Consider the following 22,967-nt stretch of genomic DNA (forward strand, 5'->3'; position numbering starts at 1 on the left):
TCAGCGGTCCTTCGGATCGAGGGCGTCGCGCAGGCCGTCGCCGATGAAGTTGAGGCAGAACAGCGTGGTGACGAAAAAGGCGGCCGGACAGATCAGCAGCCAGGGCGCCGCCTGCATGGAGCCCGCCCCGATCGCGATCAGCGCTCCCCAGCTCGTCAGCGGCTCCTGCACGCCCAGGCCGAGGAAGGAGAGGAAACTCTCCAGCAGGATGACGCGCGGGATGCGCACGGTGAGGAAGATCACGACCTGGCCGATCGTGTTGGGAATGATGTGCTGACGGATCACCGCCCAGTCGCTGAGGCCCATGGCATGCGCGGCGGCGACGAATTCCCTGCGCTTCAGCGACAGGGTCTGTCCCCGCACGATCCGCGCCATGTCGAGCCACTCGATGGCGCCGATGGCGACGAAGATGAGGACGAAGTTGCGCCCGAAATACACCACCAGCAGGATGACGAAGAAGGTGAAGGGCAGCGAATAGAGGATTTCGACGAAACGCATCATCACATTGTCGGTGCGTCCGCCGGCAAAGCCCGATACCGCGCCATAGGTGACGCCCAGCAGCAGGCTGACGAGGCTGGACAGCACGCCCACGAGCAGCGAGATCTGCCCGCCCAGCATGATACGCGAGAGCAGGTCGCGCCCGTTCGCGTCGGTGCCAAGCAGGAAATACTGCCCGTTGATGTCGCCCTTGACCACCAATGTGCGACCCTCGTCGCGCGTCTCGGCGACGGCGGCATGGTCGAACTCGTTGACGCGGTCCACATAGCGGGTGACGCGTGGATCGATCTTCCTGTCGGAGGAGAAGGTGGCGGTGAAACCGGAGCCGGAAGTCTCGAAAGACTCGAGCTTCACCCGAGCCTGTTCGGCGACATGGCTCATGACGTCGGTCAGCGTCGATGGCTGCGGGTAGGGGGACAGGCTCGGCGGAACGTTGACATAGGACTCGAAGACCTGATCGTAATGATGTGGCGCGAACAGGGGGCCGAAGACGCAGAACAGGGCAATGGCGGCGAACACCACCAGGCTCGCCATGGCGGCCGTGTTGCGGCGCAGGCGCAGCATCGCAAGCTGGAACAGGCTGCGGCTCCTGCCGCTCGCGGTCCGGGGCGTAAGGGCTGCATCAGTCATAGCGCACCCTCGGATCGAGCAAGGCGTAGATGAGATCCACGGCGAGGTTGAAGACGATGATGAACACGGAGACGAGCACCACGGTCGCCATCACCAGCGTGTAGTCGCGGTTGAGCGCGCCGGTCACGAAATAGCGTCCGACGCCGGGAATGCCGAAGATGGTCTCGACCACCGCAGACCCGGTGAGAAGCTGCGCCGCGGCGGGGGCGAGATAGGTTACGCAGGGCAGCAGGCCAGCTCGCATGGCGTGGGCGAAGACGAGCACCCGTGCCGGCAGGCCATAGGCACGCGCCGTGCGGATGTGGTCCATCCTGAGAGCCTCCAGCATGGAGCCGCGCATCAGGCGGGCGAACACGGCCATTTCCGGCAGTGCCAGGGCGATCATGGGCAGGATGAGAAAGCGCGGCGAGCCGTCGCCCCAGCCTCCGCCTGGCAGCCAGCCCAGTATGACCGCGAAGATCAAGGCCAGGACCGGGCCGACCACGAAGTTGGGCACCGTGATGCCGATATTCGCAATGCTCATCACGAGGACGTCGATGTAGGAGTTCTGGCGGAGCGCCGCGATGGTGCCGAGTGTCAGGCCGCCTCCGACCGCGATCAGCAGGGCAAGCGAGCCGAGCGTCAGCGAATAAGGCAGGCTCTGCTTCATCAGTTCAAGGATGGTGAAGTCCCGGTAGACGTAGCTCGGGCCGAAATCCCCCTGCACGACATTGCCCATGTAGCGCAGATATTGCCGCCACAGCGGCTCATCGAGATGATAGGCCCGGCTCATGTTCTCCAGGATCTGCGGCGGTAGCGGGCGCTCCATGTTGAAGGGGCCGCCGGGAGCGAACCGCATCAGGAAAAACGAGATGGTGATGACCAGGAACAGGGTCGGCACCGCGCTGGCGAACCGGCGCAGGATGAAACGAAGCATGGGGCCTCCTCAGGGAGCGAGGGTGCGGGTAGACGACGGCATGCCGGAAGCGAACCCGACTTCGGAAAACGCCAGCCTTGTCATGCCCGGGCATTCAGTCGAGGCCGCGACCCGGACGGGTGTCCGGGTCAGGCTCGCGATGGCAGAGCGAAGCGGGCTTTCGGTTTGCCCTCATCGGATCGGATGTGACCGGCGTCACTCCTTGCTGAGGAAGCGCGTCAGGTGGTTGTTGGCGGCATTGTCGTGCCAGCCCTTGATCTTGCTGGAGACCAGCCAGAAATCGGCATAGGTCATCAGCGGGGCCATGGCGCCGTCCTTGAGGCCGAGGGCCTCGGCGTCGTGGAGGATCTGCATGCGCTTGGCCGAATCGCGCTCGGCGTAGGACTTGGCCATCAGCGCGTCGAAGTCCGGGTTGGAGTAGTGCGTCCAGTTCAGGCTCTTGGTGTTGCTGGCGAGCAGGAACAGGAAGTTCTCCGGATCCGCATAGTCGGCCACCCAGCCGGTGCGGGCGACATCATAGGAGCCGCCATCCTGGATGTAGGCATAGTGGGTCTTGACGTCGGAGTTGAGGATGGTGACCTCGGCGCCGAGGCCCTTCCACATGTCGGCGATGGCCGTGGCGACCTTCTTGTGGTTCTCCTGCGTGTTGTAGCGGATCTCGATCTTCAGCGGCTTGCCGCCGGGACCGTAGCCGGCTTCCTTCAGGAGCTCGGCCGCCTTGTCCTCGCGGTCGAGCTGCGCCATGTCGGCGAAATCGAGCTTGGCCGGCGTGTAGCCCTCGATGCCCTCGGGCACCAGGCTGTAGAAGGGCAACTGGGCTCCGTTGTAGATCTTCTCCGACAGGAAATCGCGATCAACGGCCATCGAGAGCGCCTGGCGCACGCGCACATCGTTGAAGGGCGGCTTTCTCACGTCGAAGACATAGTAGTAGGTCGAGAGGGATTGGGAGACGTGTACCTGGTCGCCCAGCTTGTCGCGCAGGAACTTGAGCTGGTCGGCCTGGAAATTGTAGTTGACGTCGAACTCGCCGGCGAGGAAGCGGCGCACCTGGGCGGCGTTGTCCTCGGTGGGGTAGGAGACGACCTTGTCTATCTTCACATTGGCCGCATCCCAGTAATAGGGATTCTTGACCATGGTGATGTGATCGTTGGCGACGTTCTCGGTGAGCATGTAGGCGCCGTTCGAGACCATGACGCCGGGCTTGACGAAATCGGCCTTGTTCTTCTCCACCGACTTCTTGTTGACGGCCAGCGCCGTCTGATGCGCCAGCAACTGGAGGAAATAGGGCGTGGGGCGTTCCAGCGTGATTTCCAGCGTCTTGGCGTCCACTGCCTTCAGGCCGAGCTGGTCTAATCCCATCTTGCCGGTATTGATCGCCTCGGCGTTCTTTATCGGGTAGAGGATGTTGGCGTAGCCGGAGGCTTCCTTGGGATCGACCACGCGGCTGAGCGTGAACACGAAGTCCTCGGCCGTCACCGGCTCCCCGTTCGACCATTTTGCGTTGTCGCGGATCTTGAAGGTGTAGACGGTGCCGTCCGGCGAGATCGTCCAGCTTTCCGCAGCACCGGGAATGATCTTGCCATAGGGATCATAGACGGTGAGACCTTCGTTGAGATCCTTCAGCACGAATTCCTCGACATTGATCGAGGTGTGGGCGGAATCGAGAGTCTGAGGCTCGCCGCCATTGCCCTTGTAGAGGACGGTTTCCGCAAGGGCGGGCAGGGTGATGCCCCCCAGCAGGCTTGCTGCAAGGCTGAGCGCTAACACGCCGGTCTTGAATTGCTTGATCATGTGGAACACCCCTCTGAAACCGGTTCCATCCGGTTCTTGGTTGATGTTTGCCAATAATGGCGCTCTCAGCTCCAACGGCAACCCGCGATTTTCGACGGGCAGAGCAGATGCTCAATTCGGCCATTTCGAGAGGGCGGGAGGAGCGGGGCTGCCGGCCGGGGGTGTCAGGAAATTGCGGGTGGCGGATAGGCGACGCAATTTTTGCCATGCCCGGCCATTCCTCGCGGGCAAAGGATTGCGGAGGCGGCAAATGCCGGCTTCATCCCAAAAGATGGGGATAAGCGGGGATAACTGGAGGCGGAGGCTGATATCGGCGCCCCAAGCCGGGCTGCTTCCCGGCATTCGCCGGGCATCTGCGCATGAGCGGCAAGACGTCAACTGCCGCCGCATCGCCCTGCCTGCGGTGGCGGTGCGGTCACCCTTTCAGGCCTGCGGCCAGTGCTTCAGTTGAACAGGCTCGAGACGCTTTCTTCCGAAGCGGTACGGCCGATGGCCTCCCCGATCAGCGGGGCGATCGAGATGACGCGAATGTTCTGAGCCACGCGGACGGCCTCCGTCGGCATGATCGAATCCGTGATCACCAGCTCACGCAGCTTGGAGGAGGCGATGCGGGCCACGGCGCCGCCCGAGAGAACCCCGTGGCTGATATAGGCCAGCACGTCCTTGGCGCCACGCTCCAAAAGTGCCTCTGCGGCATTCACCAGCGTGCCGCCCGAGTCGATGATGTCGTCGATCAGGATACAGGTACGGCCGGAGACATCGCCGATCACGTTCATCACCTCGCTCTCGCCGGCGCGCTCGCGGCGCTTGTCCACGATGGCGAGAGGAGCGTCGATGCGCTTCGCCAGCGCACGGGCGCGGACCACGCCGCCGACGTCGGGCGAGACCACCATGAGCTTCGACAGCTCCATGCGCGCCTTGATGTCGCGCTCCATCACCGGAGCCGCGAAGAGGTTGTCGGTCGGGATGTCGAAGAAGCCCTGGATCTGGCCGGCATGGAGATCGAGGGTGAGCACACGGTCGGCGCCGGCATTGGTGATGATATTGGCGACGAGCTTGGCCGAGATCGGCGTCCGGCCGGAGGCCCGGCGGTCCTGCCTGGCATATCCGAAATACGGAATCACTGCCGTGATGCGCCTTGCCGAGGATCGGCGAAGCGCATCCATGATGATCAGCAATTCCATCAGATGGTCATTGGTGGGAAAGGAGGTCGACTGGATGACGAAGACATCCGCGCCGCGCACGTTTTCCTGGATCTCGACGAAGATTTCCATGTCGGCGAAGCGGCGCACCGAGCATTTCGTCAGGGGTGTCTTCAGATAGGCGGCAATCGATTCGGCCAGCGCACGATTGGAATTGCCGCAGACGAGTTTGATCTCGCCCGAGCCGCGGCCCCTGTCACCTGCCGCCATGAAGCCGGCTCCTGCTTTGTGAAAGTCAGAACGGCTCTTAGCAAGTGCCCGCGCGCGGGACAATGGGGCGTCACAAGGAGTTCACACTTGCATGGCTGCAATGCACAAAATTGAGCCTTTCCATGTCGCTTCCGAGGGGGCGCGGGAGTGGCCCTTCCTCCCGGCGCTATTTCATCACCAGTCCGGCATCCCGTCCGTTCAGCACCTCGCTGCCCGCCGTCGTCGTCAGGCTGGTGCGGCCGAGGCACATCGCGGTGCCGCTCTCCGAGTCCATCAGGATCATATGGGCGAACATCACCATGCCTGGTTCGAGCACCCAGTCGTTGCCCTCGTAGAACATGGGCCAGTCCATCCAGGATGGCGTGAATTTGGCGCCGAGGGAGTAGCCGCAGGCGGCGAGTCGATGGCTTTCGAGACCGTGGGCATCCATGACGCGGGCATGGGCGGCGAAGACGTCGCCCGCCGTACGGCCCGGACGGATCTCGGCCTCGCAGGCGAGCAGCGCCTCGTGGGCGGCCGTGTAGAGTTCGCTGTGCCGGGGCGAGACATCGCCGATCGTGATCGTGCGCATCAGGGCCGCATGGTAGTGCCGATAGACGCCGGCGAATTCGAGGGTGATCTGGTCCCGCTCGTCGAGCCTGCGGCGGCCGGCCTTGTAGCGGCAGAGCAGTGCGTCCCGGCCCGAGCCGATGATGAATTCATTGGCCGGGTAGTCGCCGCCCGCCGCGAAGATGGCGTTGTGCTGGGCGGCGAGGATGTCGCCTTCGTCTGCGCCCGCATGCACCGCGGCGATGGCAGCAGCATCGGCCGCGTCCGACAGGCGCGCGGCCTCGCGCACATAGGCGATCTCGGCGGCGGACTTCACGGCGCGCAGGCGCGTGACGATCTCGGACGCGTCGATCAGCTCGTAATCGCCGGCAAAGGCTGCCTCGAGTTTCCGGCCATTGGCGTGGGTGAGGCCGTGGGAGTCGAACTCGACGCCGATGCGCCCACCACCGACGCCAAGATCCGTGGCCATGGCGCGCAACTGATCGGCCGGCGTCGCATCCTTTCGATCGGTCCAGACGCGGATATCCGTGATGATGGACGTGTGCTGCGCCTGTCTGAGGTCCGCCGAGCGCGTCAGCAGCGCCATGCGTCCGTCGGCCCTCACCAGCAGGGACTGGAAGAAGCAGAAGCCGAACGTGTCGTAGCCGGTGAGCCAGTACATGCTCTCCTGCGCGAAGAGCAGCATGGCATCGAGCTTACGCACCTCCATTTCGGCTTGGAGGCGCTGCAGGCGCGCGGAAAATTCGTCTGTCGCAAAGTGAAGCATGGGAAAACCGTGATCAGGCGTGAACCGCCGCCTTCAGGACTGGAATGTCGGCGGTCTTGAGATAGCGCGGGATATTGCCCCAGACGGCATGATAGCCGAACTCGCCGCCGCGCATTTCCGCGAGGGCATCGCTCTTGCTCCAGCCCTGGAAGATGACGCGGTAGAGTGCCGAGATCAGGCCCGTACGGTCGGCGCCATGCTGGCAGTGCAGCAGGACGGGGCCGTGCTTCTGGGCCTGGACCAGGGCGCGCAGGGCCCCGATCACCTCGTCATCCTCGATGTTCCAGGTGTGGATGGGGATGCGGGTCAGAATGAGATGATTGCCGCCGGCCAGCACGTCGTCGGCATGGAAGGCGCGCTGGCTGACGACACTCTTCACGCCGAGGTTGTGGAGATTGGCGAAGCCTTCCTCCGTCGGCTGGGCGGACCGGTAGAAGCGGGGCGTGACCCGGTGCAGGTTGGGCACCCCCTCCAGCTCCATGGTCTCGGCCCATTGTGCCGGTCTCGGCGCGGCGGCCGCGATCTGGGGTGTGGATGTCATCGCCATTCCGATCGTAACGGATGAGAGGCCGAACCGCAGCACTCCCCTTCGGGTAAGGCCGGTACCTGACGTCTTCGGGCTCATGCATCCACCAGGGCTATGCCGTGCAGGAGGCGGCCATAGTCGGGCTCGCTGCGATGCGTGACGCGCCGATAGGAATAGAAGCGTTCCTCGTCTCCGTAGGTGCACAGGCCCATGTCCTCGAAACGGCCGATGCCGGCGCCGTTCAAGCGTGCGCCGATATAAGCCGGCAGGTCGAACATGGCGTGGCCGGCCTTCGGGCTCGGCGCGAAGAAGCGCGAGTTCCCCGCATCCGCCGCGAGGAAGCGTTCCACAAATTCCGGGCCGACCTCATAGGCCTCCCGCGAAATCATCGGGCCGAGGACGGCCGCGATGTTGGCACGACGGGCGCCCAGGCCTTCCATGGCAGCGATCGTGGATTCGAGGACCCCGGTGAAGGCTCCCTTCCATCCGGCATGGGCAGCCCCCACCACGCCGGCCTCGCTGTCCGCGAACAGCACCGGGCCGCAATCGGCCGTGGCGACGGCGAGGGCGAGATTCTTTTCCTTCGTCACCATGGCATCGACCTTGGGCGCATTCTCGCGCGTCCAGGGGGTGGTGACGATCACCACATCGGGCGAATGCACCTGATAGCATGTGACGAAACGCTCCCGCGGAACCCCGAGCGCATCCGCCATGCGGCCGCGGTTCTCACGCACGTTGTCGGGATTGTCGTCGGAGCCGGAGCCGCCGTTGAGCGAAGCGTAGATGCCGTCTGAAACTCCGCCTTGGCGGGTAAAGAAGCCATGGCTGACGCCGGGCAGCTCCAGAGAAGGGTGACGAAGGGCGCGGGCTGGCGAATCGGACATGGGGGCAAGATCGCGACGATGGGAGCGGATGTCAAACCGAGGCTTGGGAAGAGAGGCCAGAGAATCCGGGCGAAACAGGGGCGGGCGCGAAATGTTGCGACATCCTGAAACAGACCCGAGCCACACGGGGATGTTAGCCATGTTCGGGAAATGGCGTATATCGATGGGAGCGAACCCGCGACGGCCATCGACCAACGCACGTAACCGTGCTTAGAGGCGGCAGGTTCGCGACGCCAGCCTCGCTGACGCCGGATCGAGACAATAGGTGATGCCATGAAGATAACGAAACTATTGCCAGCGCTTGCTCTCACTGCCCTGCTCGTTCCAGCCGCCGCCGGCTCCGCGCAGGCGGCGGTCCGCACGGGAACGCTCACCTGCGACATCGGAGGCGGCATCGGCGTGATCCTGGGATCGAGCAAGCCCGTAGCCTGCCGCTTCGCCTCCTCGGACGGCACGACCGAGCTCTACAACGGTACCGTACGCAAGCTCGGTGTCGATGTGGGCTTTACCTGGGCCGGCCGCATCGTCTGGGCCGTGTTCGAACCGGGCAGCCACGGCTCGCTTGCCGGTAACTATGGCGGCGTCTCCGCCGAGGCGACCGTGGGCGCCGGCGTGGGAGCCAATGTCCTGCTGGGCGGCGGAAATGGCGGTGTGACGCTGCAGCCCATATCCGTGCAGGGCCAGACGGGCTTGAATGCGGCGGCCGGCATCGGCACCCTCACGATCGAACCCGTGGCCGCCGCCGAAATCGTAAGGCCGGCGCGGGTCTATCGCCACCATCGCAAGCACCGCTGCACCTGCTCGATCAAGCACAAGCGCTATCATCACCACCATAAGGGCAAGCACGCTCCTCACAAGGCGTGAAGGAAAGCGGACGATGTGCCGGTCTCCGGGACCGGCACATTGCCCCTTGTCCCTATGAGCCGGGTGCGGAAACCGCCAGGACCTTGAAGAGCGAGCCCATGGCTCTCGGGGCGTCGTCGGTCAGTCTTGCCAGCGCCCTGTCGATGGCGTCGGCCTGTTCGGGCGTGGCGCGGTGCTTAAGATTGGCGGCCATCGGCCGGATGCCGAGTTCGTTGAGGAACTGGGCCTGCGTCGTGAGGATGTCGACGGCGAGGTGCCGGTTCATGGCCAGGCGTGCCAGGGTCTCGAAACAGACATGGGTGGTGAGATCGGCCTCTCCCGGCTGGGCGAGCGGGTCGACGAAGGCATGTCCGGCCATGGCCTGGAGTGTGTCGCCGACGCCAAGCTCGATATGGCCGTAGTCGATGATCAGGGCCGCGCCGCCGAAGCGGGCAATTCGAGCCGATAGCTCCTCCATCACCAGCGACCCCGCTTCGTGATATTCGAGGATGGTGCCGTCCAGCGCCTCGCCCCGTGGTGCGAGCGTTGCCGGACTTGGCTCGGGCGCGAGGCCGAAAGCGAGTTCTCCGTCGCGGAGGCCGACGAGGCGCTCATGCCAGCTGCCACCCTGGTATACGAGCTGGTGCACCGGCAGCGCATCGAAGAACTCGTTGGCGATGACGATGAGGGGTTGGTCCGGCAGGCTCGCGGTGTCGTCGTGCCAGACAGGCTTGAAACGGGACAGGCTCTTCGCCTGGGCCTGGCGCAGGACCGGGCTCGTCTCCACCAGATGCACCTCGAGCGCCTGGGCAAAGGCCGGCATCACCTTGCCGATGGCCCGCAGCGCATCCGCCATCAGCGTGCCGCGGCCGGGACCGAGCTCGACCACGCTCACGCGTGCGGGCGAACCGAGGATCATCCAGCGATGCGTGGCCCACAGGCCGATGATCTCGCCGAACATCTGGCTGATCTCGGGGGAGGTGGTGAAGTCACCCGACAAGCCGAGGGGATCGCGGGTCATGTAGTAGCCATGGCGCGGATGGCCGAGCGCGAGCGCCATGTATCGCGCCACGCTGATGGGTCCCTCCTGGCGGATGAGATCCTTGATCTCGATGGCGAGGGGAGTGTCGCTCATGCCGGCTGCGGCCTGCGCATGAGCGCATGCACGACAAGGCCGAGACCTATGAGGGCCATGGGCAGCGAATAGGCCTGGCCGACCGTAAGCACCCCGTCGATCGCCCAGCCGTCCGGCTCGCGATACTGCTCGCAGAAGGAGCGTGCGGCTGCGTACCCCAGCGCGAAGATGCCCGTGACAAGTCCCGGGCGCCTGAGCGCGCCGAGACGCGTCATCATGAACAGGATAAAGAACAGCAGCAGCCCTTCCGTCGCCGCCTCGTAGAGCTGGCTGGGATGGCGCGGTACGCCGCCTGCCTCGGGATCGGCGAAAACCATGGCCCATGGCACATCGGTCGGCCGGCCCCACAGTTCGCCATTGAGCAGATTGGCGATGCGTACGAGAAAGAGGCCGGGCGGCGCGGCGGCCGAGACGACATCCAGGTAGGACAGGATTGGAATCTTGTTCAGCCACGCAAACAGGATGACGGCGAGCGTCGCGCCGATCAGGCCGCCGTGGAAAGCCATGCCGCCATGCCAGATCAGGGGGATTTCCCAGGGATTGGCGAAATAATAGCTAGGCTCATAGAGGAACACCTGTCCGAGCCTGCCGCCGGCGACGACGCCGATCATCACCCAGATCAGGAGATCGTCGAGCTGGACCGGGATACCTGGCTGCACCGTCCACAGCGCCTTGTTTGCGATCAGGCGGCGACCGTACCACCAGCCACCCAACAGGCCGAGTATATAGCCCATCGCGTACCATCTCAGCGGCGGCAGACCGTCGATCTGCAGCGCGTAGACAAGCAGTGCGACGGGACCGACGCGGAACAGCTCGGTGGTGGGTGCAGGCCAGTGGATGAATTGCTCGTACATGCCCGCCTTGTGTCGGCAAGATGTGACAGCGTCAAGGCAGATGCTTATATGGAAGCAATGACCGTGCTACGACGCGTGCGAAGGAGTTCTACCCATGCCCCAGCAGACCGGCCGTATCTATGATGAGTTCGCCAAGCTGATGACCGATGCTGCCGGCGTCGCCCAGGGCGTGCGCCGCGAAGTCGACAATGTCGTACGCGGCCAGGCGGAGAGAATCATGCGCGACCTCGACTATGTCCGCCGCGACGAGTTCGACGCCGTGCGCGAAATGGCCATCAGGGCCCGCGATGAAAACGAGCGCCTCGCGGCCCGCATCGCCGAACTGGAAGCAAAACTTTCCGCCCGATAATCGTGCGACAATATAGCCGTGGCGACCTTGTGGACGGCGGGAACGAATCCTTGCCGATTCAGCCTGAATGGCTGAACTCTCGCTGACAGGCTGCGCATTGATTGGTATTCGCGGCGGAAATGCGCGCCCTAGAGGTGCCGGGAGTTGTAATGTCCGTTATCGAGCTCCAGAGCGAGCGGGCCGGTCACCCGGTTGATCTCGTCGAACACTTGGCGAGTCTCCATGACTGGGCCTTCGACAGGCTAGGCGAAGACGAGATCTCCATCGTCGTGAAGGGGCATGGCTGCGACTATGCCGTGTCCTTCACCTGGATGGACGATATCGAATCGCTGCATCTGGCCTGTTCCTTCGATGCCAAGATCCCGAAGCGCCGCCACGCCGACCTCCTGCAAACCATCGCGCTCGTCAACGAGCAGCTCTGGATCGGCCATTTCGACGTCTGGAATGCCGATCAGGTGATCATGTACCGCCATGCCCTGTTCCTGGCCGGCGGCGCCGAGGTCAATACGCGCCAGTGCGAAGCGCTGATCGAAATCGCGGTCGAAACCTGCGAGCGTTATTTCCAGGCCTTCCAGTTCGTGATCTGGGCGGGAAAAACACCGAAAGAGGCACTGGAAGCAGTGATGTTCGAGACGGTGGGCGAGGCCTGAGCGCCCCGCATCGTCCCAGGCTGGCTGCTTCGCCGCGATCGAAGGCACACCGACATCCGACCGACCTCCGGAGTATGTTCCATGGCTGAGAAATTAGACATCGGCGGCAAATTGTTGCTCCTCGGCGCCGGCAAGATGGGCGGAGCCATGCTCGAAGGCTGGCTGAAGCTCGGCCTCGATCCGGCGCTCGTCGGTGCGGTCGATCCGCATCTTCCCCCCGAGGCAGCCACCGCGCTGGCCACAACGGGCATAGCCGTCAATCCCGATCTTTCGTCCTTCGGCACCCCGGCCGTCGTGCTGCTGGCGATCAAGCCGCAGATGATGGCGCAGGCCATGAAGACCGTGGCGCCGCTGTTCGGCCCCGGCACCCTTGCCATCTCGATCATGGCCGGCAAGACCATCGACGGCATTGCCTCGCAGTTGCCGTCCCGCACGGCCATCGTGCGTGCCATGCCAAACACCCCGGCAGCCGTGGGGCGGGGCATCACGGGCGCCGTCCCGAATGCCTTCGTCACGCCGGCGCAGAAGGCAGCCGCCGATGCGCTGCTGCGTGCCACCGGCGCCGTCGAGTGGGTTGCGGAGGAGGGCCTCATCGATGCCGTGACGGCGGTATCGGGCTCGGGACCCGCCTATGTCTTCCATCTGGTCGAGGCCCTTGCCGCGGCCGGCGCCGCAGCCGGCCTTCCGGCGGATCTCGCCATGCGGCTTGCCCGTGCCACCGTCACCGGATCGGGTGAATTGCTGCACCAGTCGGACCTGCCAGCCGCCACATTGCGCCAGAACGTCACCAGTCCGGGCGGCACGACGGCGGCTGCCTTGGCCGTGCTGATGGCCGAGGATGGCCTGACGCCGCTGGTGGAGAAGGCCGTCGCGGCGGCAAAGCAGAGGGCGGGGGAGCTGGCTTCCTGAAGGGGCGGCGGTCACTCCGTCCGTAGGAGCCTCGCCACCCGTTCCCCGAATTCCGCCAGGCCGAAGGGCTTGGTCATGAGATTCACACCGTCATCGACCACGCCGTTGTGCACCACGGCGTTTCGCGTGAAGCCGGTCATGTAGAGCACCTTCACGCCCGGACGCCGGCGCTGGATTTCATCAGCGAGCTGCCGTCCGTTCATTTCCGGCATGATGATGTCGGTGACCAGCAGGTCGATGCGCGGGTGATTCGCGAGGAGTGCGATGGCATCCTTGCCGCTCTCGGCGTGGATGACCGAATAGCCGAGTTCGCGCAGGGCATCCACGCTGAAGCGGCGCATGCTGCTCTCGTCCTCCACCAGCAGGATGATCTGCTCGCGCTTGCCGAGGGGGATCTCACCCGTCCGGGCCTTGGCCGGTCCCGGAGCCGTCTCGGGTTCCACGGTGCGCGGGAGGTAGATCTTCACCGCCGTGCCGTGCCCGATTTCCGAATAGAGGCGGATGTGCCCGCCGGTCTGTTTGACGAAACCATAGACCTGCGACAGGCCGAGGCCGGTCCCCTTGTCGACGGCCTTGGTGGTGAAGAAGGGGTCGAAGACCCGCGCCAGGACGTCGGGCGGCATGCCGGTGCCGTTGTCCGTCACGGAAATCAGCACATACTGGCCGGGCGGCACATCGTCGAGCGGGCGCGTGTAGGTCTCGTCCAGAAAGGCGTTGGCGGTCTCGATGGTCAGCTTGCCGCCCTGGGGCATCGCGTCGCGCGCATTGACGGCGAGATTGAGGATGGCGCTCTCCAGCTGCGCGTGATCCGCCTTAGTGCGCCAGTTGCCGGCGCCCAGCACCGTCTCGACCTGGATGTTTTCCCCGATGGTGCGCTGCAGCAGGTCGTTCATGCCGCTGACCAGCTTGTTGCAGTCGAGCACGCGCGGAACCAGGGGCTGCTGGCGCGAGAAGGCGAGCAGGCGATGCGTCAGCGTCTCGGCCCGGCGGGCGCCTGCCAGGGCGTTCTCGACATATTGGACGGCCTTCGGTTCCTCGGGCCGCCAGCGACGCAGCAGCAGGCTGAGATTGCCGATGATCACGGCGAGCATGTTGTTGAAGTCGTGTGCGACTCCGCCCGTAAGCTGTCCGATGGCCTCCATCTTCTGGGACTGGCGCAACTGCGCCTCCACCTTGGCCCGCTCCTCGATCTCCTCCTGCAGGGAGGCATAGGCGGAAGCAAGCTGCAGGTTGCTGCCGACGAGTTCCTCGTTGGCGGCCTTCACACTGAAAAAGGTCCCGATGCCCAGCCCCATGGCCGCGAGCGCCGCCAGCACGATGGATACGTCGAGCCAGAAGGTGGTCGATTTGACCGCTTCCGAACGCTTTTCGAGCAGAACCTGTTCGGTCTGCACCATCTCGTCCGCGATGAGGCGGGCCTTGCTCATGTAAGCTTGCTTCTGGCTATCGATGAGCAGGTTGACCGCCTCGCCGCGATCCCCGGAATTATAGGCCTGTATGATGGCGTCGAAGGCATCCCGGGTCTTCAGGGCCAGCTCGCGGTAGCGCTGAACGCGTTCGACCTGATTTGGGTTGTCGGCGACGAGACCGGCGATGCGATCGATCGTCTCCGGTATCTTCGGCGCTGCGCTTGTATAGGGGGCGAGCGTCGACAGGTCGTTCTCGATCAACAGGCCGCGCACGCCGATCTGGGCATCCTGCAAGTTCGAAAAGGAGGTCACCACCGCCGACTGCACCTGCAAGGTATGCGACAGCCAGTGCTCGTTCTCGGTCTGGGCGCTGGAAAGCCAGGCGGCGCATCCCACGATGACGGCAAGGAGGCCGAAACCCGCAGCCAGAGTCACCGGGCTGAAAGGCGCCTTCCTGAACGACTGCTCCAACATTCCCCGGCCAATTGTCTCTGTCGTTGCCCCCTCGTGCGGAAACAGTAGAGGGCGGCAGCGCTAACATCAAGCGGCGACAGGGGAATTCTCCTCCAGGCGAGGGCATGCCAACGCGCCGCATTGATCCGCCCCGTAGACGGCTTATCTTTCCCTTGGACAGGCAACCCAACAGCGAGGATTTCGCCATGGCCAGGAAGCCGCAGGAAGAAGGCGCCGCCGATCCGCGCCGCGCAGCGATCGATGCCTTGATGGCACTCAGCGCGGAGGGTCCGTGGAAGGATATCGGCCTCTCCGACATTGCCGGGAGGGCCGGGCTCAAGCTGTCGCAATTGCGCGGACTTTTCCCCTCGAAAGGCGCGATTCTCGCGGCCTATTCGCGGCAGATAGATCAGGCCGTGCTCGACGGTATCGACGAAGGCATGTCCGGAGAGCCTGCACGCGAGAGACTCTTCGACGTCCTGATGCGCCGCATCGACGCGCTGGCCCCCCAGAAGGCCGCGATCGAGAACATCAGCAAGGCCTTCGCCGTCGATCCTCTTTCGCTGGCGGCCTGGAACCGCGTCGTCACCAATTCGATGCAGTGGATGCTGGTTGCCGCCGACATCGACGCCGAAGGGCCTTTGGGCGCGGTGAGGGCCCAGGGGCTGGCGCTGGCATGGTCCCGTATCCTGAAGGTCTGGCTCAAGGACGACGACGAGGGCCTCGCCGCCACGATGAAGGAGGTCGATCGGCAATTGCGCTCGGGCGAACGCTGGATGGAGCGGGCGGACGACCTGTTCCAGATCTTCAAACCATTCTGCCGCATTGCGGAGCGCTCGCACGAGCGGCGCGCCCGCATGCGTGAGCGCCTGCGCGCGAGGTTCCGGGATTTCGCCGACACGCGCCGTCGCAGGGCAGGCGGGCAGGACGATGCGGAGGCCGTGTGAGCAGTAGTGAAGCAGCTGACGTGATCAGCTTCGACGACTTCCTGAAAGTGGACATCCGCATCGGTACGGTCCTGGAGGCGGCGCCGCTGGAAGGTGCCCGCAAGCCTGCCTATCGCATGCGGATCGATTTCGGCGAGGAGATCGGCATCAAGGTCTCCTCTGCCCAGATCACGGCGCATTACCAGCCCGACAGCCTGGTGGGGCGCCAGGTGCTGGCGGTGGTGAACTTTCCTCCGAGGCAGATCGGCAAGTTCATGTCGCAGGTGCTGACGCTAGGCTTTGCGGACAAGGACGGGGCGATCGTGCTGGCCTCCCCGGAACGGGCCGCACCGAACGGAGCCAGGCTCGTCTAGGCGTCACGCGGATGGCCTGCCGGTTCAACATTCGTGTGTCTTTTTGTGCATGACGCGGCTCTCGTCACACTCCTGCCCAATATCGTGATTTTGTTAACCATCATGATGCTCAGGCCAACAACCTGGAGGCAGCGCCGGCTGGCCTCCTGCCGTGACGGGATTTGCGCGCCGTGAGCCCGCATGTTTCGCGCGTGCAGGGCTATCGCGCGGCAAGACTTGCCGACTCCCCGCCCTTGAACGTTTCCTCGCCGAAGGACCCGCGGCTGAACCGGCGCGCCATCAACCGCCGTTGGCTTACGGCGACGGTCATGATGGGGGGCGCCGCCTGTTTCCTGATGCTCGGCGCGCTCGATGTCGCCTTTCATGGCAAATGGCATTTCAAGGCGGCGGCGGCCGTCTTCGCCCATACGGCCGTGGCCGAGATCAGCCAGTCCCTCGATGGCCGTGGCGATCGTCTCGACCCGCTGAAGACCACGATGCAGATCGCACCGTCGCAAGTGCATCTCGGCCAGGTCTCCGTGCCGGGCCTCGGACCCAAGCCGCAGCAACGCTTGGAAGCACATCTCGGGCCCGGTGCCCTGGTCGCGGTGGTCTCGGCCGTCGCGAGGCGCACGACTCCCGAGGACGAGGACATGTCGGCGCAGTTCGCCAGCGACCCCATGCCGCCGGAAATCCAGTACGGCACCTCGATCCGGCGACGTCGGGCCGTGCATCCCGCGACGCTTGCCGCGCTCGGCTATGCCGATGGCGAGCAGACCCTGTCGCGCACCGAGGCCGTCAACATGACGGTGGTGCCGGAGGCCCTCAACCGCCAGGACAGCGTCGAGAAGATCATCATGGCCAAGCCGAAGGATACGCTGGCCCTGATTCTCACATCGTTCGGCGCCGGCCAGCAGGACGCGGATGCGATCACCGCCAAGATGCCGGATTGGCCGGACGGAAAAGCCGGCAGCTTTCTCGGCGGCGAGATGATCACCGTGGTCCTGCCAGAGGTGCCGGGCGACAAGGCGCCTCTGCGTCCTTCCCGCGTGGTCGTGCAGCGTTCGGGCGAGGACCCAGTCGCCGTCGCCCTGACGGACGAGGGCAGCTACGACGTGATGATGGCCCCGCCGCCGGCCGGCGCCGATATGCCCCAGCCTCAGCCCGGAGCCGGCGCCGCACCGGGGACGGACGCGAGCGCGAGCGTGCGCGACAATCTCTATGCCCTGGCGCAGGCCAACAACATCGACCGCTCCGTGATCGACCAGGCCTTGCGCCTGGCGAGCCGCGATGTCGATCTGGACGAACCGGCTTCCCCGGACGACGATGTCGACATCCTCTATGCCGTCGACGACGACGGCCAGCAGGAGCTGACTTTTGCCGGCCTGACCATCGAGGGCAAGACGCACCGCTATTATCGCTTCGCCTCACCGGACGATCACAGCGTCGACTATTACGACCAGGACGGCCATTCCCAGACGCTCATGCTGCTGCGCAAGCCTGTCGCCAACGGGCGCCTCGGCGACGGCTTCGGCTGGCGCGTCCATCCCGTGCTTCACGACAGGCGTTTCCACGAAGGCGTCGACTACGCCGCGCCGTTCGGTTCGCCGATTGCCGCGGCCGGATCCGGCGTGGTGGAGAAGATCGATTGGGAATCCGGATACGGTAAATATATCCGCGTGCTGCATGACCAGGGCTATGAAACGACCTATGCCCATGTTTCCGGCTTTCCCAAGAACATGAGGGTCGGCACCCGCGTACGGCAGGGCGAGACCATCGCCTATATAGGCTCGACCGGCCTGTCGACCGGCCCCCACCTCTACTACGAGGTCCGCATCAACGGCCGCAATGTCGACCCGCTGCGCATCAAGCTGGAAGCCGGACGCGTACTCGGCGGCACCGCGCTTGCGGCATTCAGGCAGCAGCGCGAGAAGCTGGAAGCGGCATTGACGCAGTAGCTTGGCATCGCACAAGGAATGAGTGTCGATCTCAAGTCACTCGGCATGCCCGAGTAATGGGATCACCATCTTCCTTTCCGTCAAAGCGCGTCGTCTCAACGATTGCCGAGCGGTGATCGACATTCCAGTCTTCGCCTCAAACCGCATGGTTCGCGCGTTTGGCAGCCAGGACGCCTGTGGAGCCAGTGGCAGGCTGTTCTCGCTATACCGGCACACGCACGGTCGCCCTCAGGCCGCCGAGCGGGCTCTTGCCGAGCGTGATGTCGCCGCCGTGGAAGCGGGCAATGTCGCGGGCGATGGCCAAGCCCAGGCCCGTGCCGCCATAGTCCTGGTTGCGCGCCTCGTCGAGGCGGAAGAAGGGCTTGAAGACATCCTCGCGGCTGTCCTCGGGAATGCCGGGGCCGTCGTCGTCCACCGTAACGGTGAGGTAGCGGCTCTCGCTCTGGCCGGTAATGACGACGGCCCGGCCGAACCGCTGGGCGTTGGATACCAGATTGGTGAGGCAGCGCTTGAAGGCGTCCGGGCGCACGACCACAATGGGATTGCCCTGGAAGCTGGCCTTGGTGTCATTCCCCTGGCGCACCGAATCCGAGCGTAGTTCCTCGAGGAGTGCCTCGATGTCGGTAGGGGCAGCCTGTTCTGCCGCGTCGCCACGGGCGAAGGCAAGATAGGCCTCCAGCATGCGGCTCATCTCGTCGACGTCCTTCTGCAGGTCCTCGAACTCGGGATTGTTCTCGTCGAGAAGGGCGAGCGAGAGCTTGAAGCGCGTCAGGATGGTGCGCATGTCGTGCGACACGCCGTTGAGCATGGTGGTGCGCTGCTCGAAGGAGCGTTCCACGCGCCTGCGCATCTCGATGAAGGCGCTCGCCGCCTGCCGGACCTCGCGCGCGCCACGCGGGCGAAAATTCTGCACGTCGCGGCCCTTGCCGAAATCCTGGGCGGCCACGGCAAGTTGCTGGATCGGCCGGATCTGGTTGCGCAGGAAGAGGATCGCCACCGTCATCAGGATCAGAGATGAGCCGAGCATCCACACCAGGAAGATGTAGGAATTGGAGGCATAGGTCTGGCTGCGGCGCGCGAAGACGCGCAGCACGGTGTCCTCGAGCTTGACCCGGATCTCGACGAGATCGGAGCGACCGACCGTGTCGATCCAGAAAGGCTTGCCGATCCGGCCCCGGATCTCGTCTGACAGGGCCTGGTCGAGAATGTCGAAGAACGGGCGGGCGCCGCGCGGCGGCAGGTCCTCGAGCGGCCGGAACTCGATCGTCAAGGCAAGCTGCTTGAGGGCGATGTCCTGCAGCTTCTCCTTGGTGTCCTTGTCGTGCGGGAAATCCTCGTAGAGTTCGATGATCGCCGCGATGTCCTTGGTGGTTGCCGCGGAGAGCCGGGACGTCACGCTCTGCCAGTGCTTTTCCATGAAGACATAGGCGACCACGGCCTGCAGGATGACGATCGGCGTGATGATGATCAGCAGTGAGCGGGCGTAAAGCCCCTTGGGCATGGTGTCGCCGAGGGTCTGGAGCGCGCGCGCCGGCCCGGCCGTCCATTCGCGCCAAAGGCGCACGGCGCGGGTCCAGATCGGGCCGGCCTGGGCGAGGCGTCCCTGGAGAAGGCGTGCGGGCTGCCAGGTGCGCATCACATGTCAACCATCAGCCGGTAGCCGGTGCCGCGCACCGTCTGCAGAAAAACGGGATTGCCGGGATCCCTCTCGATCTTCCGGCGCAGGCGGTTGATCTGCACGTCGACGGTGCGTTCATTGGCGATGTCGGCGGAGGGCCCCGCCAGCGCGAGACGGTCGACGGTCTCGCGCGGGGTTTCCACAAGGAGGCGCAGCATGTCGCGCTCCCGCTCGGTTATGCGGATGGTCTCCCCACCCTGCTGTAATTCTCCGCGCGTCACATGGAAGACGAAATCGCCGAAGGTGACGGTGTCACGCGCCGGCTCGGCCGGTGCCTGCGGGGCGGAACGCTTGAGGATATTGTTGATGCGCAACAACAGTTCCCGCGGCTCGAAGGGCTTGGCGAGATAGTCGTCGGCTCCGATTTCCAGGCCCTTTATGCGGTCGTTGGGATCGCCTCGCGCGGTCAGCATCAGGATCGGAACGCCGGAATTCACGCGAATCCACCGGGTGAGGTCGAGCCCGTTCTCGCCCGGCATCATCACATCGACGATCAGGAGATCGAAGGCGAGCGCCTCGATGCGCTGGCGGGCGCTCGCGGCATGTTCGGCCGTGGTGACGCGATAGCCGTGCTCGCTGAGATAGCGCGAAAGCAGGGCCCGGATGCGGTTGTCGTCGTCGACCAGCAGGATATGGGGAGCGTCGTCGGGCAATACGGCGACTTTGTTCATCGGTCTTCGCCCCTGGTTGCATTGCCGCGGATGAGGCGCGCCACGGCCGCCCGTTCCTCCGGGTTGACCATGGCGAACAGGAAGCGCTCGGCCACTTCATGGCTGCCGGCACCGGCTTCCGCCAGGGCGTTCGCGATGCGCTGTGATTGTGTCCGTGCCAATTCCGCCGCCAGCTGCTTGCCCTTGGATGTCGTAGCCAGCAGGCGCTGCCGGCGGTCCTCGCGGCCCTCGCGCTGCAGGATGAAGCCCTGGTCGACCAGTTCCTTCAATACCCGCGCGAGAGACTGCTTCGTGATTTTCAGGATATCGAGCAATTCGGCGACAGTAAGGTCCGGGTTGCGATCGACGAAATGAAGCACGCGATGATGCGCGCGCCCGAAGCCGTAGATCTCCAGGGCATGGTCCGGGTCGGCGACGAAATCACGATAGGCGAAGAACAGCAGCTCGATGAGCTCATAGAGCGGCGGCTCGGCCGGGACAAGCTCCGCACGAGGTTTCGCGGCCAGGGGGGGCGAGAAATTTACGTCAGTCATATTGACATATTTTCGTCAGATCGTTACGCAAACGGGGCTTTCAGCGAAAGGATGTTCCGCGAGACGGAACCGGAAGCTCTTCCCATCTGAATCATAAGGGGATTTGCCCCCCGACGCAAAAGCAGCGGTTGAATATTGTCATTTCCGGTCCGCAGGGACCGGTGGTTTTCGATCCGGTGTAGGCCTATTCTGTGGGCAACCGGAACAGTTCCCGCGCCGGGAGTGCGTGGGCACAACAAAGCGCAAAGCGCTGGAGGATCTACCATGTCGATCTTGCCCTTCGATCAACGGGAAGGCTTCATCTGGATGGACGGCCAGATGTTGGCCTGGGGCGATGCCAAGCTGCATGTCCTGTCGCACGGCCTTCACTATGGCGGCGCGGTCTTCGAGGGCGAGCGGGCCTATGGCGGCAAGATCTTCAAGTCATCCGAGCATTCCGCCCGCTTTCTGCGTTCGGCCGAATATCTCGACTTCAAGATTCCCTATTCGGTGGCGGAGCTCGATGCCGCCAAGCACCTCGTCCTCGAAAAGAATGGACTGAAGGACGCCTATGTCCGTCCCGTCGCCTGGCGCGGATCGGAGATGATGGCGGTCGCGGCCCAGCATGCCACCATCCACACCGCCATCGCGGTGTGGGAATGGCCCAGCATGTTCGACATGGCCACGAAGATGAAGGGCATCCGCCTCGACATTGCCGAGTATCGCCGCCCCGATCCGAAGACGGCACCGTCTCTGTCGAAGGCCGCCGGCCTCTACATGATCTGCACGATCTCCAAGCACCGCGCCGAGCGGCGCGGCTATGCCGATGCGCTGATGTTCGACTGGCAGGGCCGCGTGGCTGAATGCACGGGCGCCAATGTCTTCTTCGTCAAGGACGGCAAGATCCATACGCCGATCGCCGATTGCTTCCTGGACGGCATCACGCGCCAGACCGTCATCGGCCTCGCCAAGGCACGCGGCCTCGAGGTGATCGAAAGGCGCATCATGCCGGAGGAACTCGGCAGCTTCAGCGAATGCTTCCTCACCGGTACTGCCGCGGAAGTGACGCCGGTTGCCGAGATCCTCGAGCATCGCTTCACGCCGGACGCCATCACCCGTTCGCTGATCGAGGACTTCAACCAGGCCGTGCGCCCGGAAAGCCAGTCGGCCGCGGCCTGATCTGTCAATCGAGCGTGCGGGGCCTCCTCGTCAGCGGCGTCAACGATAGGTTGAGGCCGCCGGGGAGGCCCGCGAGCCTTCAGGCATCCACCAGCGCCATGGCTTCCGCGCTGTAGCGGGCGCCGCTCACCGCCGAGGCCGGCATGGCGCGCCCGATGGCGTCGAGATCGTCGAGGCTGAGTTCGACCTCGGCCGCCGCCACGTTGTCCTCCAGATGCGCAAGCTTGCGGGCGCCTGGAATCGGCACGATGAAATCGCCCTGGTGCAATACCCAGGCGAGCGCGAGCTGCGCCGGGGTCACCCCCTTCGACCGGGCGATGCTCGTGAAGTCGGCGAGGAGGCGTTCATTGGCCGCCATGGCTTGTGCCTGGAAGCGCGGCAGGGTCTTGCGCCAGTCGTCATTGGCGAGGCCGGCATGGTCCTTTATGGCTCTGGTGAGCAGGCCGCGGCCAAGCGGACTGTAGGGCACGAAGCCGATGCCGAGTTCGCGGCACACCGGCAGCACGCTGTCCTCGACATCGCGGCTCCACAGCGAATATTCCGACTGCACGGCTGCAATGGGATGCACCGTGTGGGCGCGGCGGATGGTGGCGGCACTGGCCTCAGACAGGCCGATTGCCTTGACCTTGCCCTCGCGCACCAGTTCCGCCATGGCGCCTGTCGTGTCCTCGATCGGCACGGTGGGATCGACGCGGTGCTGGTAGAAGAGGTCGATGGCCTCGACGCCCAGTCGGCGCAACGAAGCTTCCGCGACAGCGCGCACATGCTCGGGCCGGCTGTCGACGCCGATGATCCGCTCCGGCCCATGGCCGTGCTCGGCGATGCGGAAGCCGAACTTGGTGGCGATCGTCACCTTGTCGCGTAGCGGCCTCAAGGCCTTGCCGACCAGTTCCTCATTGTTGAAGGGACCATAGACCTCGGCGGTGTCGAAGAAGCTGACGCCGAGCTCGACGGCCCGGTGAAGGGTGCGGATGGCATCTTTTTCGTCCTGGCCGCCATAGGCGAAGGTCATGCCCATGCAGCCGAGGCCGACGGCGGAAACGGCGAGGCTTGAACCGAGTTTGCGGGACATCATCTGTTCGCTCCATAATTTTGGTCGCGACACTCTGACTCCAG

22 protein-coding genes are annotated in these 22,967 nt (G+C 64.5%); 8 read left to right on the forward strand and 14 right to left on the reverse strand.

The genetic code is table 11. The annotated features are described in order from the left end of the window. The 7 genes from AC6H34_RS17905 to pgeF form a co-directional block, all read right to left on the reverse strand. Nucleotides 1-1,128 carry an ABC transporter permease subunit gene (locus tag AC6H34_RS17905; protein ID WP_497539615.1) on the reverse strand — a complete coding sequence of 376 codons (1,128 nt, stop codon included), beginning with the start codon at nt 1,126-1,128 and terminating at the stop codon, nt 1-3. Beyond that, nucleotides 1,121-2,044, reverse strand: a complete 924-nt coding sequence (gene oppB, locus AC6H34_RS17910) for an oligopeptide ABC transporter permease OppB (RefSeq protein WP_497539616.1) — start codon at nt 2,042-2,044, stop codon at nt 1,121-1,123. Before oppB ends, AC6H34_RS17905 begins: the two co-directional genes overlap by 8 nt. A gap of 195 nt (nt 2,045-2,239) precedes the next feature. Further along, nucleotides 2,240-3,835, reverse strand: a complete 1,596-nt coding sequence (locus AC6H34_RS17915) for a peptide ABC transporter substrate-binding protein (RefSeq protein WP_497539617.1) — start codon at nt 3,833-3,835, stop codon at nt 2,240-2,242. 443 nt (nt 3,836-4,278) lie between these two features. Continuing rightward, nucleotides 4,279-5,247 (reverse strand): ribose-phosphate pyrophosphokinase, encoded by a 969-nt coding sequence (locus AC6H34_RS17920; protein ID WP_448148559.1) that lies wholly within the window; start codon nt 5,245-5,247, stop codon nt 4,279-4,281. Between the two features lie 166 nt (nt 5,248-5,413). Next, nucleotides 5,414-6,562, reverse strand: a complete 1,149-nt coding sequence (locus AC6H34_RS17925) for a M24 family metallopeptidase (RefSeq protein ID WP_497539618.1) — start codon at nt 6,560-6,562, stop codon at nt 5,414-5,416. A 13-nt stretch (nt 6,563-6,575) separates the two neighbouring features. After that, nucleotides 6,576-7,103, reverse strand: a complete 528-nt coding sequence (locus tag AC6H34_RS17930) for a fused DSP-PTPase phosphatase/NAD kinase-like protein (protein ID WP_497539619.1) — start codon at nt 7,101-7,103, stop codon at nt 6,576-6,578. A gap of 80 nt (nt 7,104-7,183) precedes the next feature. After that, nucleotides 7,184-7,972, reverse strand: a complete 789-nt coding sequence (gene pgeF / locus AC6H34_RS17935) for a peptidoglycan editing factor PgeF (RefSeq protein ID WP_497539620.1) — start codon at nt 7,970-7,972, stop codon at nt 7,184-7,186. A 273-nt stretch (nt 7,973-8,245) separates the two neighbouring features. Between pgeF and AC6H34_RS17940 the strand changes: the two genes are divergently transcribed. Beyond that, complete coding sequence (locus AC6H34_RS17940) at nt 8,246-8,836, forward strand: DUF992 domain-containing protein (protein ID WP_448148555.1); 591 nt, start codon at nt 8,246-8,248, stop codon at nt 8,834-8,836. Between the two features lie 52 nt (nt 8,837-8,888). On the opposite strand, the gene AC6H34_RS17945 is transcribed toward AC6H34_RS17940, so the two are convergent. Both AC6H34_RS17945 and lgt read right to left on the reverse strand, forming a co-directional pair. Next, a complete protein-coding gene (locus AC6H34_RS17945) occupies nt 8,889-9,950 on the reverse strand; it encodes a class I SAM-dependent methyltransferase (protein ID WP_448148554.1) in 1,062 nt (353 codons plus the stop codon). After that, a complete protein-coding gene (gene lgt / locus AC6H34_RS17950; protein ID WP_448148553.1) occupies nt 9,947-10,804 on the reverse strand; it encodes a prolipoprotein diacylglyceryl transferase in 858 nt (285 codons plus the stop codon). Before lgt ends, AC6H34_RS17945 begins: the two co-directional genes overlap by 4 nt. 94 nt (nt 10,805-10,898) lie before the next feature. Between lgt and AC6H34_RS17955 the strand changes: the two genes are divergently transcribed. From AC6H34_RS17955 to proC, 3 genes are all read left to right on the forward strand, one after another. Continuing rightward, complete coding sequence (locus AC6H34_RS17955) at nt 10,899-11,153, forward strand: accessory factor UbiK family protein (protein ID WP_497539621.1); 255 nt, start codon at nt 10,899-10,901, stop codon at nt 11,151-11,153. A 149-nt stretch (nt 11,154-11,302) separates the two neighbouring features. Next, complete coding sequence (locus tag AC6H34_RS17960; RefSeq protein WP_448148552.1) at nt 11,303-11,803, forward strand: type III secretion system chaperone family protein; 501 nt, start codon at nt 11,303-11,305, stop codon at nt 11,801-11,803. Between the two features lie 81 nt (nt 11,804-11,884). Further along, nucleotides 11,885-12,712 (forward strand): pyrroline-5-carboxylate reductase, encoded by an 828-nt coding sequence (gene proC, locus AC6H34_RS17965; RefSeq protein WP_448148551.1) that lies wholly within the window; start codon nt 11,885-11,887, stop codon nt 12,710-12,712. Between the two features lie 11 nt (nt 12,713-12,723). Here the strand turns inward: proC and AC6H34_RS17970 are convergent, their stop codons facing one another. After that, the gene (locus AC6H34_RS17970; RefSeq protein ID WP_497539622.1) at nt 12,724-14,595 is read right to left on the reverse strand and encodes a CHASE3 domain-containing protein; all 1,872 of its coding nucleotides are present in this window, start codon (nt 14,593-14,595) and stop codon (nt 12,724-12,726) included. A gap of 185 nt (nt 14,596-14,780) precedes the next feature. Between AC6H34_RS17970 and AC6H34_RS17975 the strand changes: the two genes are divergently transcribed. From AC6H34_RS17975 to AC6H34_RS17985, 3 genes are all read left to right on the forward strand, one after another. Continuing rightward, complete coding sequence (locus AC6H34_RS17975) at nt 14,781-15,521, forward strand: TetR/AcrR family transcriptional regulator (protein ID WP_497539623.1); 741 nt, start codon at nt 14,781-14,783, stop codon at nt 15,519-15,521. Further along, on the forward strand, nt 15,518-15,874 hold the full coding sequence (locus tag AC6H34_RS17980) for a tRNA-binding protein (protein WP_448148548.1): 357 nt from the start codon (nt 15,518-15,520) through the stop codon (nt 15,872-15,874). Before AC6H34_RS17975 ends, AC6H34_RS17980 begins: the two co-directional genes overlap by 4 nt. Before the next feature lie 170 nt (nt 15,875-16,044). Then, nucleotides 16,045-17,811, forward strand: a complete 1,767-nt coding sequence (locus AC6H34_RS17985; RefSeq protein ID WP_497539624.1) for a M23 family metallopeptidase — start codon at nt 16,045-16,047, stop codon at nt 17,809-17,811. A gap of 202 nt (nt 17,812-18,013) precedes the next feature. Here AC6H34_RS17985 and AC6H34_RS17990 read toward each other — a convergent pair whose 3' ends face one another. Genes AC6H34_RS17990 through AC6H34_RS18000 form a run of 3 tightly spaced genes read right to left on the reverse strand, consistent with a single transcriptional unit; the run spans nt 18,014 to nt 20,693 of the window. Beyond that, complete coding sequence (locus tag AC6H34_RS17990; RefSeq protein ID WP_497539625.1) at nt 18,014-19,447, reverse strand: ATP-binding protein; 1,434 nt, start codon at nt 19,445-19,447, stop codon at nt 18,014-18,016. After that, a complete protein-coding gene (locus tag AC6H34_RS17995; RefSeq protein ID WP_448148545.1) occupies nt 19,447-20,160 on the reverse strand; it encodes a response regulator in 714 nt (237 codons plus the stop codon). The genes AC6H34_RS17990 and AC6H34_RS17995 overlap by 1 nt, the downstream gene beginning before the upstream one ends. After that, complete coding sequence (locus AC6H34_RS18000) at nt 20,157-20,693, reverse strand: MarR family winged helix-turn-helix transcriptional regulator (protein ID WP_448148544.1); 537 nt, start codon at nt 20,691-20,693, stop codon at nt 20,157-20,159. The genes AC6H34_RS17995 and AC6H34_RS18000 overlap by 4 nt, the downstream gene beginning before the upstream one ends. A gap of 264 nt (nt 20,694-20,957) precedes the next feature. Between AC6H34_RS18000 and AC6H34_RS18005 the strand changes: the two genes are divergently transcribed. Then, on the forward strand, nt 20,958-21,851 hold the full coding sequence (locus tag AC6H34_RS18005; RefSeq protein ID WP_448148543.1) for a branched-chain amino acid aminotransferase: 894 nt from the start codon (nt 20,958-20,960) through the stop codon (nt 21,849-21,851). 79 nt (nt 21,852-21,930) lie between these two features. Here AC6H34_RS18005 and AC6H34_RS18010 read toward each other — a convergent pair whose 3' ends face one another. Next, complete coding sequence (locus tag AC6H34_RS18010) at nt 21,931-22,926, reverse strand: aldo/keto reductase (RefSeq protein ID WP_497539626.1); 996 nt, start codon at nt 22,924-22,926, stop codon at nt 21,931-21,933. Nucleotides 22,927-22,967: the final 41 nt, after the last annotated feature.

It is taken from the genome of Labrys sp. ALF-8 (genome assembly GCF_059699065.1).

Bases quoted from the DNA above. Each gene is read 5' to 3' on its own strand.
- AC6H34_RS17940 (WP_448148555.1), top strand. From the start codon at position 8,246: ATGAAGATAACGAAACTATTGCCAGCGCTTGCTCTCACTGCCCTGCTC.
- lgt (WP_448148553.1), bottom strand. From the start codon at position 10,804: ATGTACGAGCAATTCATCCACTGGCCTGCACCCACCACCGAGCTGTTC.
- AC6H34_RS17925 (WP_497539618.1), bottom strand. From the start codon at position 6,562: ATGCTTCACTTTGCGACAGACGAATTTTCCGCGCGCCTGCAGCGCCTC.
- AC6H34_RS17955 (WP_497539621.1), top strand. From the start codon at position 10,899: ATGCCCCAGCAGACCGGCCGTATCTATGATGAGTTCGCCAAGCTGATG.
- AC6H34_RS18000 (WP_448148544.1), bottom strand. From the start codon at position 20,693: ATGACTGACGTAAATTTCTCGCCCCCCCTGGCCGCGAAACCTCGTGCG.
- AC6H34_RS17995 (WP_448148545.1), bottom strand. From the start codon at position 20,160: ATGAACAAAGTCGCCGTATTGCCCGACGACGCTCCCCATATCCTGCTG.
- AC6H34_RS17920 (WP_448148559.1), bottom strand. From the start codon at position 5,247: ATGGCGGCAGGTGACAGGGGCCGCGGCTCGGGCGAGATCAAACTCGTC.
- pgeF (WP_497539620.1), bottom strand. From the start codon at position 7,972: ATGTCCGATTCGCCAGCCCGCGCCCTTCGTCACCCTTCTCTGGAGCTG.
- AC6H34_RS17975 (WP_497539623.1), top strand. From the start codon at position 14,781: ATGGCCAGGAAGCCGCAGGAAGAAGGCGCCGCCGATCCGCGCCGCGCA.
- AC6H34_RS17970 (WP_497539622.1), bottom strand. From the start codon at position 14,595: ATGTTGGAGCAGTCGTTCAGGAAGGCGCCTTTCAGCCCGGTGACTCTG.
- AC6H34_RS17945 (WP_448148554.1), bottom strand. From the start codon at position 9,950: ATGAGCGACACTCCCCTCGCCATCGAGATCAAGGATCTCATCCGCCAG.
- AC6H34_RS17930 (WP_497539619.1), bottom strand. From the start codon at position 7,103: ATGACATCCACACCCCAGATCGCGGCCGCCGCGCCGAGACCGGCACAA.
- AC6H34_RS17905 (WP_497539615.1), bottom strand. From the start codon at position 1,128: ATGACTGATGCAGCCCTTACGCCCCGGACCGCGAGCGGCAGGAGCCGC.
- AC6H34_RS18005 (WP_448148543.1), top strand. From the start codon at position 20,958: ATGTCGATCTTGCCCTTCGATCAACGGGAAGGCTTCATCTGGATGGAC.
- oppB (WP_497539616.1), bottom strand. From the start codon at position 2,044: ATGCTTCGTTTCATCCTGCGCCGGTTCGCCAGCGCGGTGCCGACCCTG.
- AC6H34_RS18010 (WP_497539626.1), bottom strand. From the start codon at position 22,926: ATGATGTCCCGCAAACTCGGTTCAAGCCTCGCCGTTTCCGCCGTCGGC.
- AC6H34_RS17990 (WP_497539625.1), bottom strand. From the start codon at position 19,447: ATGCGCACCTGGCAGCCCGCACGCCTTCTCCAGGGACGCCTCGCCCAG.
- AC6H34_RS17960 (WP_448148552.1), top strand. From the start codon at position 11,303: ATGTCCGTTATCGAGCTCCAGAGCGAGCGGGCCGGTCACCCGGTTGAT.
- AC6H34_RS17915 (WP_497539617.1), bottom strand. From the start codon at position 3,835: ATGATCAAGCAATTCAAGACCGGCGTGTTAGCGCTCAGCCTTGCAGCA.
- proC (WP_448148551.1), top strand. From the start codon at position 11,885: ATGGCTGAGAAATTAGACATCGGCGGCAAATTGTTGCTCCTCGGCGCC.